The 16,008-nt window shown below is 32.8% G+C and carries 15 protein-coding genes; 3 read left to right on the top strand and 12 right to left on the bottom strand.

Annotated elements, in window-relative coordinates; all coding sequences use genetic code 11:
• Nucleotides 1-188: 188 nt before the first annotated feature.
• The 4 genes from H6622_12865 to H6622_12850 are packed head-to-tail and all read right to left on the bottom strand — an operon-like array spanning nucleotide 189 to nucleotide 3,814.
• Nucleotides 189-1,238 (bottom strand): DegT/DnrJ/EryC1/StrS family aminotransferase, encoded by a 1,050-nt coding sequence (locus tag H6622_12865; GenBank protein ID MCB9062405.1) that lies wholly within the window; start codon nucleotides 1,236-1,238, stop codon nucleotides 189-191.
• Nucleotides 1,235-2,224, bottom strand: a complete 990-nt coding sequence (locus H6622_12860) for a hypothetical protein (protein ID MCB9062404.1) — start codon at nucleotides 2,222-2,224, stop codon at nucleotides 1,235-1,237. Before H6622_12860 ends, H6622_12865 begins: the two co-directional genes overlap by 4 nt.
• Nucleotides 2,225-2,228: 4 nt before the next feature.
• On the bottom strand, nucleotides 2,229-3,281 hold the full coding sequence (pseI, locus tag H6622_12855) for a pseudaminic acid synthase (GenBank protein MCB9062403.1): 1,053 nt from the start codon (nucleotides 3,279-3,281) through the stop codon (nucleotides 2,229-2,231).
• Nucleotides 3,278-3,814 carry a GNAT family N-acetyltransferase gene (locus tag H6622_12850; GenBank protein MCB9062402.1) on the bottom strand — a complete coding sequence of 179 codons (537 nt, stop codon included), beginning with the start codon at nucleotides 3,812-3,814 and terminating at the stop codon, nucleotides 3,278-3,280. The genes pseI and H6622_12850 overlap by 4 nt, the downstream gene beginning before the upstream one ends.
• Nucleotides 3,815-3,942: 128 nt before the next feature.
• Between H6622_12850 and H6622_12845 the strand changes: the two genes are divergently transcribed.
• Nucleotides 3,943-5,028 carry an FAD-dependent oxidoreductase gene (locus H6622_12845; GenBank protein MCB9062401.1) on the top strand — a complete coding sequence of 362 codons (1,086 nt, stop codon included), beginning with the start codon at nucleotides 3,943-3,945 and terminating at the stop codon, nucleotides 5,026-5,028.
• Here the strand turns inward: H6622_12845 and H6622_12840 are convergent.
• Both H6622_12840 and H6622_12835 read right to left on the bottom strand, forming a co-directional pair.
• The gene (locus H6622_12840) at nucleotides 4,997-6,100 is read right to left on the bottom strand and encodes a glycosyltransferase family 4 protein (GenBank protein MCB9062400.1); all 1,104 of its coding nucleotides are present in this window, start codon (nucleotides 6,098-6,100) and stop codon (nucleotides 4,997-4,999) included. The two genes, H6622_12845 and H6622_12840, sit on opposite strands and share 32 nt — an antisense overlap.
• Before the next feature lie 3 nt (nucleotides 6,101-6,103).
• Entirely contained in the window at nucleotides 6,104-7,291 is a 1,188-nt protein-coding gene (locus tag H6622_12835) for an O-antigen ligase family protein (protein ID MCB9062399.1), read from the bottom strand.
• 107 nt (nucleotides 7,292-7,398) lie between these two features.
• Between H6622_12835 and H6622_12830 the strand changes: the two genes are divergently transcribed.
• Entirely contained in the window at nucleotides 7,399-8,172 is a 774-nt protein-coding gene (locus H6622_12830) for a glycosyltransferase (protein MCB9062398.1), read from the top strand.
• Here the strand turns inward: H6622_12830 and H6622_12825 are convergent.
• The gene (locus H6622_12825) at nucleotides 8,154-9,116 is read right to left on the bottom strand and encodes a GDP-mannose 4,6-dehydratase (GenBank protein ID MCB9062397.1); all 963 of its coding nucleotides are present in this window, start codon (nucleotides 9,114-9,116) and stop codon (nucleotides 8,154-8,156) included. The two genes, H6622_12830 and H6622_12825, sit on opposite strands and share 19 nt — an antisense overlap.
• A 125-nt stretch (nucleotides 9,117-9,241) precedes the next feature.
• Between H6622_12825 and H6622_12820 the strand changes: the two genes are divergently transcribed.
• Entirely contained in the window at nucleotides 9,242-11,152 is a 1,911-nt protein-coding gene (locus H6622_12820) for a polysaccharide biosynthesis protein (GenBank protein MCB9062396.1), read from the top strand.
• Here H6622_12820 and H6622_12815 read toward each other — a convergent pair.
• Genes H6622_12815 through H6622_12795 form a run of 5 tightly spaced genes read right to left on the bottom strand, consistent with a single transcriptional unit; the run spans nucleotide 11,144 to nucleotide 15,926 of the window.
• Nucleotides 11,144-11,704: a sugar transferase gene (locus H6622_12815; protein ID MCB9062395.1), complete on the bottom strand. Its 561-nt coding sequence runs from the start codon at nucleotides 11,702-11,704 to the stop codon at nucleotides 11,144-11,146. The two genes, H6622_12820 and H6622_12815, sit on opposite strands and share 9 nt — an antisense overlap.
• Nucleotides 11,701-12,897, bottom strand: coding sequence for a glycosyltransferase family 4 protein (locus tag H6622_12810; protein MCB9062394.1), 1,197 nt, complete (start codon nucleotides 12,895-12,897; stop codon nucleotides 11,701-11,703). Before H6622_12810 ends, H6622_12815 begins: the two co-directional genes overlap by 4 nt.
• Complete coding sequence (locus H6622_12805) at nucleotides 12,845-13,885, bottom strand: glycosyltransferase (protein MCB9062393.1); 1,041 nt, start codon at nucleotides 13,883-13,885, stop codon at nucleotides 12,845-12,847. Before H6622_12805 ends, H6622_12810 begins: the two co-directional genes overlap by 53 nt.
• A complete protein-coding gene (locus tag H6622_12800) occupies nucleotides 13,879-14,766 on the bottom strand; it encodes an alpha-1,2-fucosyltransferase (GenBank protein ID MCB9062392.1) in 888 nt (295 codons plus the stop codon). Before H6622_12800 ends, H6622_12805 begins: the two co-directional genes overlap by 7 nt.
• Complete coding sequence (locus H6622_12795) at nucleotides 14,763-15,926, bottom strand: glycosyltransferase family 4 protein (GenBank protein ID MCB9062391.1); 1,164 nt, start codon at nucleotides 15,924-15,926, stop codon at nucleotides 14,763-14,765. Before H6622_12795 ends, H6622_12800 begins: the two co-directional genes overlap by 4 nt.
• Nucleotides 15,927-16,008 lie beyond the last annotated feature (82 nt).

The following is a 16,008-nucleotide window of genomic DNA, read 5'->3' as shown; positions in this document are numbered from 1 at the left end:
TATACAAAGTGTACAAATTAAAGACTTTTTAAATTAAAATAGATTTTAAGTCTTTGATAATTCGACATTAGAAGAAGTACATTGTAATTTTGCAACGCGAACAGTAAATTAATACTAAACTATAGGATGAAAATATTTAGAAAATATCTATAAATTAAAACAATTTCGCTTGTTTTTATTCATTGAGATTAACTGAAATATTTTCTAACGACATCAGCAACTTTCCTCGTCGTATTTTGATCTGCATAATCAACCCATAAATTAACAACTCTGTTTTGAAATTCAGTTGCCATGGGTGTTTCAAAATGACCATTTTGAATAAAACTATTTAAGCTTGGATACCAAGAGCTTACATCTAATGATTTTAATCTAAGCTCTGAGATAAGTTCGTCTCGATGTAATTCATCACAAAGAAATGAATAACGCCACAAGGGCCATTGCTCGTATTTTCTAATGACTGAAATTGGTAATTTTTCAAAAGATTCATCATATATTTCAGTGTTTATAATTCTGTTTTTTATCAAAGTATCTAAATTTTGGAGTTGATTATAAATTCTGTTCCAATCAACATGACTGTCATTAACAAGAATAAGAGGAAAGTATTTTTTATAAAATTCTCCCAATTTAAAAAATTCTTTATTGTTGAAATATTCATAATACTCTTTTCTATAATTAATTGAGAGCTCTCTCAGATTATCATCTAACTCAGTACGAATTTCTGAGATCTGATTTAAGACTTCTTGTTTGGTTGGCAAATCTTTAGTAATTAACATCCCCCCATGCCCACAATCAATAATTTTTGTATGCCCAAAGCTCAGTAAAAAATAATCAGCACAACTTTTATAACCCTCTTCGGGCATTGCCTGAGCACTGTCTTCAATTACAGGTATTTTATAGTTTGAACAAAATTTTACAACTTCTTCAATTGGGGATTTAATTCCCAAAAGGTGTGCACAAAGAACAAGAGAGATCTCAGAAAAATGTTTCGAGATTTTAGTTTTAAAATCCGCTAGATCTATTTGACCTGTTTTTAAATTAGTATCAATAAATAATGGTTCATAACCTAAGTGTTGGATGACAAATAAAGGAGACAAACAAAGAGTTGAAGGTAGAACAACATATTTTTTTTTAGGCAATGATTTTAAAATTCCCCAAAACAATGAATTAACACGTGAAAAAAGAATAATATTTTCATTTTGAAAACGATTGATAAAATAATTTTTGACTTTATCTTTCATAAAAGCTCTTTAATAAATTTTAAATAAAGATTAACTGAATTTGGAAGATTAAAACTTGTTCCAACTTTGATATTTTCATCTATAGATTTTTTTATTTCATCTAAACTCTGGCATGACTTAATATAAGAATTTGTATTCACAAAAGGAGGTACTGGGCGGTTTGAAGGAGTACAACTGATGACTTTTCTCCGCATGAGTGCCCCTTCATAAAGAAGAATTGATTCAAGGCCAATAATGCAAGAAGAATTTAGAATTGAATCCCATTTACTCTCTTCAGTGTAAGAAACTCTTTGATTTAGATCCCTGTATTTTTTGAGAATCGAATCATACTTATCTTTCTCTTCTCTAGGGTGAAGTTTAATTACACATTTCCAATCTTTAAACTCATCTTCTAAAAGACAAATCAGAGATTCAAAAACATTAAACTCATCAAAATCTGCTCCACTATGCCCATTTCGATATGGTTCTGAAATATATGTGAAACGTTTTTGAGGAGTGATTTCTAATTTGGAGTGTTTTATACATTCATCAAAGCTTGGATGACCCAATTTTATAAGTCGGTTTGAATCACATCCATACTCAATGCATTTGTTTAGAACGTAATCATCAATAACTGCAACAAAATCTGGAATATTGTCATATTTTTCTTTAAGACTAAATCGTTCCCAAAGACTGGCCCATTGATCTAAAAAACCTATAGTTTTGACATTGTATTCTTTGGCCATCTTCCAAATTGGAAATTCTACTTCAGGATCGCCTGTACTTGTTATTATGAGATCAAATTTTTCGAGATGATCATTATCTATATTTAACTTTTTAAAGTTGATATTATTTTTATCAAATATATCAATCGAATGTTTTGTGGCAAAAACATCTACAATGTAGCCAATTTTTCTTAGAGGTGGAATGAGTATTGTGAAAGCATTGGTCGCTCCGGCCTGAGAGCTAACGATTGCAATTCGTTTTTTACCATCTTCACTGGCCATCATATTAGAACAAATGTTCCCAATTTAGAGGAGTTCCTTTCTTAAAGGATTTAACCGCCTTCTTACCAATAAAATGTTGAATGTACTTTGGATGTAATCCATACCCAGGTCTCACAATACGAATATTTTTTTCAGTAAACACTTCACCTTGAGAAATGTCTTCGGCGATATAGATTGAACGTCTATTTTTTGCTGAGAATTCTTCAGACTTTGTTGGCCCATAAAATACATGGCCAAGAGACTTCCAAGTCAATAAGGACTGATCAACTAGATTCTTGAGATCCACTGGTTCCATTGAAAAGCTTGAATCAACTCCCCCATCATTTCTATCAAGGGTAAAATGTTTTTCTATGACAGTTGCACCAAGAGCAATACTTGCAATCGGGACAATTGGCCCAAGAGTATGATCTGAAAGACCTACTTGAACATCTAAAGTATTTTTAAGATGAGGTATAGTATTTAAATTCGCGTCTTCAATTTTAGCAGGATATGAGCTTGTACAAACTAATAAAATGATCTGATCATTTCCTTCATTTTTAATTAACTCGACCATTTCAGCGAGTTCACTCAATGAGGCCATTCCTGTAGAAATAATCATAGGTTTACCGGTTCTTGCAATCTTTTTGATCATAGGAAAATGATTGTTTTCAAAAGAAGCAATTTTGTATACAGGTACATTCAGTTCTTCTAAAAAATCTACGGCCGTTTCATCGAATGGAGTACTTAAGTAAATAAGACCTTTTTCTCTACAACGCTCAAATATTGGTTGATGCCATTCCCAAGGAGTATATGCTTTCTGATAGAGGTTATAGAGTCTCTCTCCTTCCCAAAGATTTCCTTTTTCAGTAATTACAAAATCTTTGGCATTACAATCAAGCGTTATTGTATCAGCGGTATAAGTTTGAAGTTTCAGAGCATTTGCTCCACATTCAGCTGCTTTGTCGACAAGTTCAAGTGCTCTTTCGAGGGATCCGTTATGATTTCCAGACATTTCAGCGATGATAAATGGAGGATGCTGAGATCCAATTGTATAATTTGCAATTTTAATTTCTCTCATTTTTTAAACTCTCTTCTCAATAAGCTCATGAAAATCGTATCGCTAGGCACTCCATCCTTGATGAAATATTCTCTTTGTCTTCCTTCTTCAACAAAACCTAATTTTTTATATAACTGAATAGCATTCGTATGTTTCTCGCTAACACCCAATTCAACTCGATTTAAGTTCATTCGATTAAAGACGTGGTCTAAAATGGTCTGGCTGGCCTGGTACGCATAACCTTTTCCATGATTTGACCATAAGAGAATTGAATACTCCCCTCTTCTGTGAATCCAATTAATTTTATAAATTTCTATATTGCCAATATACTCATGTGTTTTTTTTAAAAATATTCCCAGCCATAAAGAGTTTTGAGTCTTTCTTTGAAGCTCCATATAATTCTCTAGAGATTTTTTGTCTTTGGGAAATACGGCATGGTCTGTAAACAGATCATAATCTTGATTATTAATCCCTGCTAAGTATCCCTTATCAACATCTTCCATTGTTGGAACCCGTAAATAAATTGACTCATTCTGTAAAAAAATATGCTCCATTTGGCCCCCGAAAATTTCAATAAAACCTGTCAGAGATTTTATCAAACTCAAAGAGGAAATCCAATTTATATATATGGACTTATAAGCTTGAAAATTGATAATGGTGTTAAGTATGAACGAGGTTTAATATGGAAAAAATACAGGTTGCCATCATCGGTGGTGGAATTATTGGCCTGCAAACAGCATTAGAATTAAGTAAATATGTAAATCCAGAAGAAATAGTTCTTTTAGAGAAAAATCCTTTTTGTGGCGATGAAACATCAGCGCGTCATAGTAGTGTACTCCACTCCGGTATCTATTATCCAATGAACTCCAAAAAGCACCGCCTTTGTATGCATGGCCTTGAACTATGGAACGATTTGTGTCAAGAATTTCAAATTGATAAAAAAAATTGTGGGAAGTATCTCTTTGCAACAACACAGAACGAGCTTGAAGACTTAAATAAGTATAAACAACTGGCACTTGAGAAAAATATCCCTTTCCGTTCCATATCTAACTCTGAACAAGAGAAGTTAAGAATCTATACTCATTTGCTAGATGGTATTTTTATTGAGTCTACCAGTGTCATCGATGCACCTAGTGCAATCAAGAAAATTGAGACATCTCTTTTTAATAGAGGTGTGATATTTCAAAAAAATATTACTGTCTTGGATATTGTTCAACATTCAGAATCTTATGAGCTTGATTGTGGGGACTATCGTTTTGAGTGTGAGTATCTCATCAACTGTGCAGGGCACGGAGCAGTTGATCTGAGAAAAAAATTAGGGCTTTTTGATATTGAAAATTTCTTTGTGAAAGGAAACTATATTAAAACTCATCAGAAATTTTATAATGAATCTCTTCTGTATCCGATACCTCATCATAACCTCCTAGGTCTGGGGATCCACACTTCTTTTGATCTTGATGGTACCCTACGTTTTGGCCCAAACACTGAACCAATTGCTGAAATTAATTACTCAATGAATAGCAATTTAATTTCTGAGTTTATAGGGCCTATTCAAAAACAATTTATTGGAATTGAAACCGAGAAACTTGAATTAGACTACTGTGGAATTAGACCAAAGATATTGTTAAATGGAGAGCTTTATACAGATTTTATCATTCAATCTCCCCTTGCAAAATATATTGAGTGCTTGGGAATAGAATCTCCTGGTCTTACTTCTTCACCGGCCATTGCTGAGTTTATAGTTTCACAATTTTTTCAAAGGCCTTAACATGTTCCAAATATGTTTTATCCCATGAGAACTTTTTAGCTTGTTCGAGGGAAAGTTGTTTTATTTCTGCTTGTTTTTGTTCATTTTCTAAAAATTGACTAATCACTTCTCTGATAGAATCAGTTGAATTTGCATCAAAATATAATCCAGCATTTCCGGCAACCTCAGGAAGAGAGGAATTATCTCCAAGAGCAACAGCACACCCTTGTGACATTGCTTCTAAAGTAGGGATACCAAATCCTTCATAAAGTGAAGGAAAAATGAATAATCTGGCCCTTTGATAAATCTCTGCAAGAGTGACATTATCATGCACAGGTAAATGATGAATTTTAGATTGTACGCCATCTGTTTCAAATTTTTTTAATTCTGCTTGTGAAAATTTTGGCCCTCCCCCACAGAGAAGATGGAGTGAATGATCTTTTAAAATTGGACTTACGGCCTCATACATTTTTTCAAAGTTTTTATATGCCCAACGGTTTCCAATAAAGAGTAAATAATCATCTGGTAAATTCAAATGATTTGTTTTTTGCATATTATCTAATGAATAAGCAAGATAGATCACATGAATTTTTTCTTCTGAAATATGACAATATTTTAAAATGTCTTGTTTCGTTGATTCTGATATCGCAAGTACAAGATGAGCGTTTTCTATAAGTTTTTTCTTTTTCGCAGGCAAAGGATCATTTTGGCCAAAATAGTTTGGAAAATTTTCATTGATCATATCGTAAATTGTTATTGAATAGGGAGTTTTCAAATCTCGATACAGATTGAGATAATAATCATCAAAAAATGTAAGGTGTACTAAATCGGCTTGTGCTACTTTTTTTCTAAGTCCCCATTGATTTATCAATGTTCGAAGTCTTTCTTTCCCTCTAAAATGAAAATCTTTAAATATTGAAGAGTGTGAAGAAATATCGTAATTTGTAAGATATTCATTATATGAGTGATTGAGATGAAGTTTCCAGTTTTGGGATGGATCTTTTTTTGATCTTGCTATGATTTCATAGATATATCTTGAAATACCACCAAAGTTTTGAAATTGAAAAATCTGATAATCGAATAATATATTCAAACGTCACCTATTATTAAATTTGGGTAAAATGTATTCTGAATTATTTTTTAAGCAAAATCCTAAAAGAAGATAAAGAGAAAAAGAATTCAGTCCATTGAGAAAAGAAAAACCAATAAAAAGAGACATCAAGATGGCCACTTTCCAAAGATCCTCTTTTTTATATGAAACTCTGAAAAAGAGTTGCAAAAGAAAAATTAAAAAAGGTACGTACCCAATAGGGCCAAATTCTGAGAATACCTGCATAAAAATATTATGTTGCTCATTTATTTGAGGTTTTCTAAACTTTGAAGTGAACTCAATAATCGGTTCTAAATATTCAGGATAACGTTCGATTCCACGAAAATATCCAACACCAAATATATTCTCAATTCCCATATTAAGATAAGGAACTAGAAGAAAAAAACGTCCAGAGCTTTTCTTTTCTATAAAATCTAAAACCTCATAATCAGCATGATGATAAAGTAAATAAACAACAATTGGGGTAGTACTAAGGATACAAACAACTATAATACTCCAATACTTTCTAATATTTTCATTTGATAATTTGAGTAATAAGTAGAAGGCCAAAAAGAAAATAATCATAACAGTTGTAGTTCGACTTACACTTGCGATAACACCCAAAAATGAAAAAAGAGCAAAATAGTACTTTTTAAAAGAAAGATGTACCATACAGGCCACACCAAAAATAAGTCCTGAATAGTTGGATTCTCCAATTGGCCCTTCAAATCGAGGAAGCGAAAATCCAAAATACATTTTCGGTAGTCCCACTGGCCCATGAATAATTATTTCTAAGAGAAGTTGAATTCCACCGATATAGACTATATATTCACATATTTTTTTTAAATTATCTTTGCTAATGTATTCACAACTAAAATGAGCAAATGAAATAAGACAAATGACTTGACCAATTCTTATCAAGCTTACACACTCTCCAAGAACAAAGGCATTAGCAATTCCAATTCCAAGCATAATTAAGTATGGCCAAAAAAGTTTATTTACTTTTTTAAGGAACAACAGATGACCTAGTCCAAACAGTAATGGGATCGCGTTAAAAAAAAGATTATGTTGCATTGGCCTTTTAAGAATAGAAAGTGCCAGCAAAAATTCTATAAAATTTCCGTTGGTTATTATCGGTTTTATATGTCTATCAATTAATCTTGAATAATTTTCTTTAGCTCTAATAAAATGCATTTTAACTCATCAAGTAGTTTACAACAGTGAAAAAGACTCTCATGTTTTTGGCCGTTTGGCGAGTCTCAAAAGATTGTTGAAAGTTTCAACCTGTGCTATAAAATATTATGATTTCATTGGTTACTATTACATTTAACAATTTTGAAGAATTAGTTGATACTCTAGAGTCAGTCAAAGACTGTGATTATATTGAAAGAGTTGTTATAAATGGTGGAACTTGTCAGAAGACCATTGACTTGCTTAGTCATCAAAATTTTTTTTCAATCTCTGAAAAAGACCAAGGCATATCAGATGCTTTTAACAAGGGTATAGAAAATTCTAAAGGAGATTCGATTGCTTTTTTAAATAGTGGAGATCATTGTCTTGATCAAAATTATTATAATCAGGCCAACAACTATTTATTAGAACATCCAGAAGTAGATTTTGTGTACTCGGACATTATCTTTGTAACGATTAACAATGAAGAAATTAAGGTTTCTCCGAATGATCTTGATGATGGGAAAATGCCTTTCCCTCATCCTTCCCTTGTTGTGAGATCAAGTGTTTTTGAAAAAATTGGTAATTTTAAACTTGATTACAAAGTTGCCATGGATTTCGACTTTGCGTGTCGCATGATTAAAAATCAATTTAAGGGCCACTATATTCCAAGTCAGGGAGTGGTTAAAATGTTTGGAAATGGAATTTCGAGCACTAGCGGTTTGAAAGGAATTGAGGAGCGTTTCAGGGCCCTCAAGGAGAATGAACTGCTCTCTAAAAAATCATATCGATATTTAAAAAAAATGAAATTCAAAAACTCTCTCAGAGCTTTAATTGGTAAACTTGGTCTTTTGCCATTTTATGATTCCCTTAAAAGAAAGATCTATCATACGAAGGCAGAATAATCTTTTTCCTCTTGGATTAAAATATCAAGAATCTCAAAAAAATTTAGGTCGTAATTCCAGCCAAGTTGATCTTTTGCCTTCTGATTATTTCCATAGATATCTTTAATATCCACAGGGCGGTAGAGATCTTTTGAAATCTCATATGAGGATTTTTCAATCCCAACTTTTTCAAAGACATACTCAAGGATTTCTTTTAGAGAAACTGAATGTCCAGAGCAAATCATGAAATCTTCTGGTCTAGGTTGCTGAAGCATTAAATACATGGCCTCTACATACTTGGGCCCATAACCAAAGTCTCTTTTGACTTCGATATTTCCAACGGCCATTTTTGATCTTTGGCCATTTTTGATTTCAAGAGCTTCTTTTATCACTTTTTTGACAAAAAAATTGTCTCTTCGCAAAACTGATTCATGATTAAAAAGAATTCCGCAGCAAGCAAATAATCCAAATGATTCACGGTAATTTATAGTGGCCCAATGAGCAGAGGCCTTAGAAACTGCGTAAGGACTAAGTGGATGTAAGGGAGTAGATTCACAAATAGGAAGTTGTTCTACTTTGCCATAGATTTCACTGCTGGAGGCCTGATAATATTTGGTTTGAGGCGAATAATCTTTTATCCAATTTAAGAAATTAAGCGTTGAATTAATGTTAAAATTAAAAGTCTCTTTTGGTCTTTTAAATGACTCACCGACTGAACTTTGTGCAGCAAGATGATATATTTCCGAGGGTTTAATTTGAGAGAGCACTGAGTTTAGTTTAATTTCATCCAGTAGATCAATTTCAACAAGTTGAATTAAATTATTAATTTTTAAATACTTATGCCCTGCAATTTCAAAATGATCATTTCTGACTAAACCTACGACTTTATAATTTTTCTCAAGTAGATATTTCGCTAAATAACTACCATCTTGGCCAGAAACTCCGGATATGACAGCTGTTTTCACTTTTCCCCCTAGTTTAAAGATAAATCATCTCGGAAGAGATGTCGATTAAATTGCCTTGCATTATTTATGAGCAAAAACTATGAAACAATTAAATAATCTGATATGTTTTCGCTCTGGAGTTATTTATGATTAAAAACCTCTCAACACTTAAATTGTGGCAAAAAAAGATTGTTATCTCTATCTATGATGCAGGTATCGTACTCATTTCATATTTTTTATCTTTTTCAATCCGTTTTGGTGAACTTGTTCCAGATATTTTTACTTTTAAATTTTTTCCTTATTATACAATTGTTCATTTCATAACTTGTCTATCCTGTTTGTATTTTAATGGTCTATATCGGGGAATTTGGAGATTTTCTAGTACTCCAGATCTCATTCGTGTCATTAAAGGAGCATTATCTGGAACAGTGATGTCAATGGTTTTGCTCTTCTTATTTTTTCGATTAGAACAAATACCTAGATCTTTTTCTATTATAAATTTTTTACTACTTGTTATGGGGCTTGGTGGTGGAAGATTTATTTATAGACTTTGGCACGACTCAAAAACTATGAAAAACAAATACCATACCAGTGGTGTAGAATTTGAAAAGGTGATTATCATTGGAGCTGGAAGTGGTGGAGAACAACTGGTTAGAGAGATGATTCAAAATCCTAATATCCTACTTGAGCCCGTTGGTTTTATAGATGACGATCTATCTAAAAAAGGCAGGACGATTAGGGGTATTAAAGTTTTGGGAACGAGTGAAATCATACCTGATTTAGTAGAAAAGCAAGGAGTGAAGCAGGCCTTTATAGCGATTCCTTCTGCTTCTAGTTCACAAATTCGAAATATAGTTGAAAGGTTTAAAGGTTTTAATATTGAAATAAAAACTCTCCCTAGAATGAAAGATATTATTCATGGGAGAGTAGAATTTTCACAATTAAGACGAGTTGGGCCAGAAGATCTTTTAGGCCGAGAAAGTGTTGATTTGGACATTCAATCATTGAAATCAATGATTTCAGAAAAGATTGTCCTCATAACAGGTGCGGGAGGTTCAATTGGAAGAGAGTTATGTCGTCAAGTTTGCCAACTTTCGCCTAAGTTTTTAATTGCCTTAGATCAAACTGAACTTTTTATCTATGAACTCGAACAAGAGTTAATAGAAGCTTTTCCTTCACAAAACATTATCTATAAAATAGCTGATGTGAGAAATCTGGAGAAAATGGAATCCATTTTTCTAAACTACACACCAAATGTTGTGTTTCATGCTGCAGCTTACAAACACGTACCGATCATGGAATTTAATCCTCTTGAATCCATACAAACTAATATTTATGGAACAAAAATAGTTGCAAGTCTTTCTCGAAAATATGACATTGAGAAATTTGTTTTAGTTTCAACCGATAAGGCCATCAATCCAACAAATGTAATGGGAACAACCAAAAGAATTGCCGAGATGGTTTGTTTAGATTTGCAAAATGACTCTTTCAAAACGAAGTTTATGATTGTCAGATTTGGCAATGTGCTAGGCAGTAGTGGTAGTGTTATTCCTTTGTTTAAAAAACAGATTGAAAAAGGTGGGCCAATAACAGTTACTCATAAAGAGATCAAAAGATATTTTATGTCTATTCCCGAGGCAACTCAACTCGTCATTCAGGCCGGAGCGCTTGGAGAGGGGGGAGAGATATTTGTTTTGAAAATGGGAGATCCTGTTAAAATCTATGATTTGGCCAAGCAAATGATCTTGCTTTCTGGCCTAAAATTAGGTGAAGACATTGATATTGAAATCACGGGGATACGACCTGGCGAAAAGTTATTTGAAGAATTGTTTTACGATTCAGAAAATACAAAAAGTACTGAACATCCCAAAATACTCATTTCAAAAACGAGTGTTCTATCCGACAATTTCAAAGCGAAGCTTGACTATCTCCTCAACTTGCCACCGAATACATCCGTTGAAGATGTTAAGAAATCCCTTAAAGAAGTTGTTGAGGAATACAGTCCGAGTGAACCAGTTGGAAATATTGAAAATAATTTCAATGAAAAATTAATGTGAAATATCTTTTCCAAAAGCAACTTTATACGCTGTAAGAAAAAGTATTTTCAGATCAAAAAGTACACTGGCCTTTGTGAAATATTCATAGTCAAGATCTACTTTTTGAGGGATAGGTATTTCATCACGTCCGTTGATTTGGGCCCAACCTGTTAGGCCTGGTGTTAGTTTATGAATTCCTTTCTCTGTTCTAAGTGCAATTAAATCATCTTGATTATAAAGGGCAGGCCTGGGGCCAACAAAACTCATGTCGCCTTTTAAAATTGAGTAGAGTTGAGGGATTTCATCAAGGCTTGTTTTTCTAATAAACTTACCTACTGGTGTAAGATAATCTTGAGAGTTTGAAAGAAGGTGGGTGGCCAATTGGGGAGTATCAATTTTCATAGATCTAAACTTAGGCATGAGAAATATTTCATTATTTTTCCCAATTCTTTTTGACCAATAGAGAGCGGGACCTTTGCTGGTTATTTTAACCATTACCCAAACTATAAGAAAGGGAATAAGAAGAAGCAAAAAAGCAAATATTCCAAGTAAAATGTCTATGATTCTTTTCAACTTAGTATCCTCTTGTATTCTGCGATATAAGCAGTTTTTACGCTTTCAACTGAAAATTTTTCAATAACTCGTTTTCTTGCATTTATTCCTAATTCAATTCTTTTATCAATATCTGTTATCAGTTGTGACAGACTTTGAGAAAGTTCTCCATCATCTTTAAGTGTGTAGAGAAGACCTGTTTCATTGTGAATGATGGTGTCAATAGATCCAATCACGTCAGCAACTACTGAAGGGACTTCTAAAGCAGCGGCCTCAAGTACAACAGTAGGAAATCCTTCCCTATAAGAAGGGAGACAGAGGAGATCCGAAGCACAAATATATTTTTCAACATCACTGCGATGTCCTACGGTTAAAATATTAGGATTTTGCTCGATGGATATTTTTGTTTTTTCAGGAACAGGATCGCCAGAATCTTCAAATGGCCCAACAAGAAGTAGTTTTATATTTGGTACGAATTGATTTAAATTTTCAAAGGTTTGAACGAGTTCGACAATACCTTTATCCCTTACTATTCTTCCGATAAAAACGATGACAGATTCAGAATTTGAAATCGAAAGTGCTTTTCGGATTTCTTCTCGGTATTTTTGTTTTTTTTCGATATCAAATTTTTCAAGATCAATTCCTCCAAAACTCCCCTCACCTATGCAAGACAATTGATTTGATCCAGCAATTTCTTGTTCTTCCAAATATTTGGCCTGACTAATGGAATCAGTATAAACTTTATCATCGAGTTTTATTATTAATTTATCAAAAAAACGTAAAAGCTTGCGTTTAAACCCTGTTAAGGTTTCCCACCTTTGACCTGTAAATGTGTGGAGAAATTTAGTCTTGGGACAAAAAATACTGGCCAAAGATACAAGTAGTCCTGCTTTTGGTGTATTTGAGTGAACTATATCAAACTTATGTTTTCTGAAAAAAACAATCAATTTAAATAAAGAGAGTAAATCTTGAAAAGGAGAAATTTCTCTTGAAATGTTGATTGGTGCAAACTTTCCAATATGAGCGCTCTTCAGAATTTCTCCTCCAGATTCATCCGATGATACAAGCGTTACATGAATTTGAGGCCCATGAATTTTTTCAATTAACTTCAAAGAGCTATTAAAAGCAAATGGAACAGTGGCCACTCTACATAGTTGGATCTTATTTTCCCCTTTCAAATACAAACCTTTTAAAAAATCGATGATAAAAATCACGACACATTTTCATAAAACATTGAAATATTTCAAACTGATATACCTTTATGACTTTTTTTAGTTGAATAAATTTATATATCTGTGGTGTCTTAGTGATACTGACTAAATAGATGATCAAGAAAAACAAGCGTGAAAAAACACTTTTCCTTAAGATTCTTATTTCACGTTCTTGTACATTTTCCGAGTTGCAGTATTGATCTAATTCTTTTCCAATATTATTGATTAATATACTTACATCATCCTGATGATTTACTTTCCAGGGCATTCGGTAAAGAAATAATTCTCTTTCACTTAATGAAATGGGAGCATTTTTTGTAATTGCTCTCATCATTGAAGACAATGATTCATCCGAATATTTTGCAGTTATACTTTCTTTATGAATTCGGTAACGAAGAAGATCTTGTGACATATTGGCAAGCTTAAATTTTCGCGACAGTCTCATCCAGAGTTCATAGTCTTCAGCATGAGGATAATTTGAATCATATGACAATTCACTGCCTATTAATTCTTTATTAATCATTACTGTGGGATGATAGAGTGCACATCTTTTTAGAAATTCCCATACAATAGCATGATGAGTTTCAGGTGCTTTTATTCCTCTACCAATTATTCTATTGTGTCTGTCTATAAAAATAATATTACTCCCGACAACAGCAGTTTCTGGATTATTTTTAAGATGTGCTATTTGAAGTTCAAACCTCTGAGGGTGGCAAATATCGTCCGCATCCATTCTGGCCAGATATTTTCCTACACAAAGTGAAATTCCTTTGTTTAAGGTTTCTATCAATTTTAAATTGTTTTCGTTTTTAAAATAACGAATTCTTTTATCAACAAAATTTGAAATTATTTTTGCTGTATTATCAGTTGATCCATCATCAATGATTACAAGTTCAAAATTTTCAAATGTTTGTTTTAAAATACTCTCAATTGCTTGTGAAATAAAATCTTGAGCGTTATAAACGGGAAGAAGTACTGAGAGTTCTACCATTTGATTTCCCTCCAGTTCATGGGTATGAGATCCTTAGTTTCACGCTCTCCTATAAACCATCGATATGGATAATAAACTTCTTTATCAGGGTTCATATTCAGCCAAGCTCCCCACCAGCTAAAAGAACTATTTGCAATAACATGATGCTTACAATGGGACATGAGGTAGATATCACAAAGGGCATGATCGATTCCATTAATGTCGACGAAAACAGTTTGATCATTAAATTCAATATTTTCTTCGACCCATTTTAAATCGTCAGAGAAGACAAAGTATTTTACATTTTTATATTTTTTTTTAATTTCAGCAAGTGCATTTTTGTAATACTCAATTGGCAATACGCCATGAAAAGTGGCGGCATGGGGATTAGTAACATAATCTCCTCTTCTAATATGAACGGCAACTGAAAGTGAATTTTGAATTTCAAAAAGTAGTTGTTTATTTAAGCTATTTATTATTTTAGGAGTAAAATCTTCATTTAATTCTTTTTGTAAATGAGAAAAATATTTTGGTGATTGCCAGTATCCATCAATTAAGATTGAATCTCTCTCTTTGAAAATATTCTCTTGATAATAAAAATCTTTTTCAACAACAAATTGTTCTAAATTTATTATTCCTAACTTTATTAGTTTTCGCAAATAGGGATAGAGAATTGAAAATTTCAAAAGAGGCAATTCTTCAAACTCTTCTTGGGTTGCAATATTTTCTTCTAAACAAGCACGATTAAGCTCATACAATCGTTTTGTATTTTTAGCATTGGCCGAATCAAATTCTCTAAGATCAAAGAAAAGTTTTTGTCCTCTTTTTTTGGCGAGTGCTTTGCCCGTTGCGTATTGAAACATCTGATTTCCAAGTCCGCCATAAAATCTTACAAAAATCATGACTTGTTCTCCAAAAGCGTTTCATACATATCTATATATCTTTGAGAAATAGCTTCCCATGTGAATTTACTAGTCCACGCATCGTATCCATTTTTTGCCAGTGTTTTCAATTTTTGTTTATCTAAGCAAAGCTCTTCAAAAACCTTTTGCGACTCTTTTTCTTCGATAATCACTCTCTTATCTTTTTTGATAGTAGGAAGCAAAACCCCAGCCTCTGTCCACTCAATGATTTCTTGAGCGTTACCAGCTGCACTGCTTAGAAATGGAGTGCAGGAGGCCATTGCTTCGAAGAGTACAATTGGAGAACACTCGATATTTGAAGGAAATAAAAATAAATTGGCCCTATAAAATTCTTCAATTGTTTGTTTTCTACTTAATTCTTTCATCAGTATCTTTTTCTGAGATCGATTGAGTTTAAAAACTATATTCCAAAAGAAAACTTTAAGTTTGCATTTCAAAAAACATCTTCCTTTCCAATTATGCCTTCCCACTATAAGTAGTTCACTTTTGTCAATTTTAGATCTGCTGTAGAGTTGAATAAGTTCGGTGTGACCTTTTTGGCCAGTGTGATTTCCAACATGTAAAATTTTGAAAACATCATTATTTTTTGGAACCCACTTTCGATTAAATTCTGCCTTTGAAGCACCGTTTGGAATGATTATTTCATTAGTCACGTTGTTTTTACGAGCAAAATTAATATCCCTATAGTCATTTGATAAAAAAACATTTTTATCAAACCAGAGAAACCATTCTTTCATATTTTCAAAATAGTTGTAATACAAAGGATCAAATAATCCTGAAAAGCCAGTGGGCACGAAAACTTTTTTACTCTTAAGTTCTTTCAAAAGGTCTTTATAAAAAAATATGTCGGTGGCCCATTGTTGTGCCGCAAAGCAAGTAATAATATCAAATTGATTTTCTCTTAGAAATTTCTGACAATTTTCTAGATCTCCGTGCATACCTTTTGCCAGGTTTCCGGAAATTTCAAAATCTACTATCCTTACACCATTTAGTTCAGTGAAATGACGTGAACTATTTGTGCTCGTAAGAACAGTGACATCATGTCCAAGTTTAGACATACTTTCAGAGAGTTGTTTAACAACTTCTTCCATTCCTCCTACTGCAGGGTGATAGAATTGAACAGCGTGTAATATCTTCATTTTGATCCAATATATTTAAGATTTATTTCTATCATAAATCATCTAGGCGTGACTATGCCTTAACGCATTGGGTTTTTAATAT

The sequence above is a fragment of the Halobacteriovoraceae bacterium genome, assembly GCA_020635115.1.
GTDB lineage: Bacteria > Bdellovibrionota > Bacteriovoracia > Bacteriovoracales > Bacteriovoracaceae > JACKAK01.
The sequence above is the reverse complement of the archived record's forward strand: the minus strand, read 5'-3'. Positions and strand labels throughout refer to the sequence as shown.

Bases quoted from the DNA above. Each gene is read 5' to 3' on its own strand.
- H6622_12865 (MCB9062405.1), bottom strand. From the start codon at position 1,238: ATGAAAGATAAAGTCAAAAATTATTTTATCAATCGTTTTCAAAATGAA.
- H6622_12860 (MCB9062404.1), bottom strand. From the start codon at position 2,224: ATGGCCAGTGAAGATGGTAAAAAACGAATTGCAATCGTTAGCTCTCAG.
- pseI (MCB9062403.1), bottom strand. From the start codon at position 3,281: ATGAGAGAAATTAAAATTGCAAATTATACAATTGGATCTCAGCATCCT.
- H6622_12850 (MCB9062402.1), bottom strand. From the start codon at position 3,814: ATGGAGCATATTTTTTTACAGAATGAGTCAATTTATTTACGGGTTCCA.
- H6622_12845 (MCB9062401.1), top strand. From the start codon at position 3,943: ATGGAAAAAATACAGGTTGCCATCATCGGTGGTGGAATTATTGGCCTG.
- H6622_12835 (MCB9062399.1), bottom strand. From the start codon at position 7,291: ATGCATTTTATTAGAGCTAAAGAAAATTATTCAAGATTAATTGATAGA.
- H6622_12830 (MCB9062398.1), top strand. From the start codon at position 7,399: ATGATTTCATTGGTTACTATTACATTTAACAATTTTGAAGAATTAGTT.
- H6622_12820 (MCB9062396.1), top strand. From the start codon at position 9,242: ATGATTAAAAACCTCTCAACACTTAAATTGTGGCAAAAAAAGATTGTT.
- H6622_12805 (MCB9062393.1), bottom strand. From the start codon at position 13,885: ATGGTAGAACTCTCAGTACTTCTTCCCGTTTATAACGCTCAAGATTTT.
- H6622_12800 (MCB9062392.1), bottom strand. From the start codon at position 14,766: ATGATTTTTGTAAGATTTTATGGCGGACTTGGAAATCAGATGTTTCAA.
- H6622_12795 (MCB9062391.1), bottom strand. From the start codon at position 15,926: ATGAAGATATTACACGCTGTTCAATTCTATCACCCTGCAGTAGGAGGA.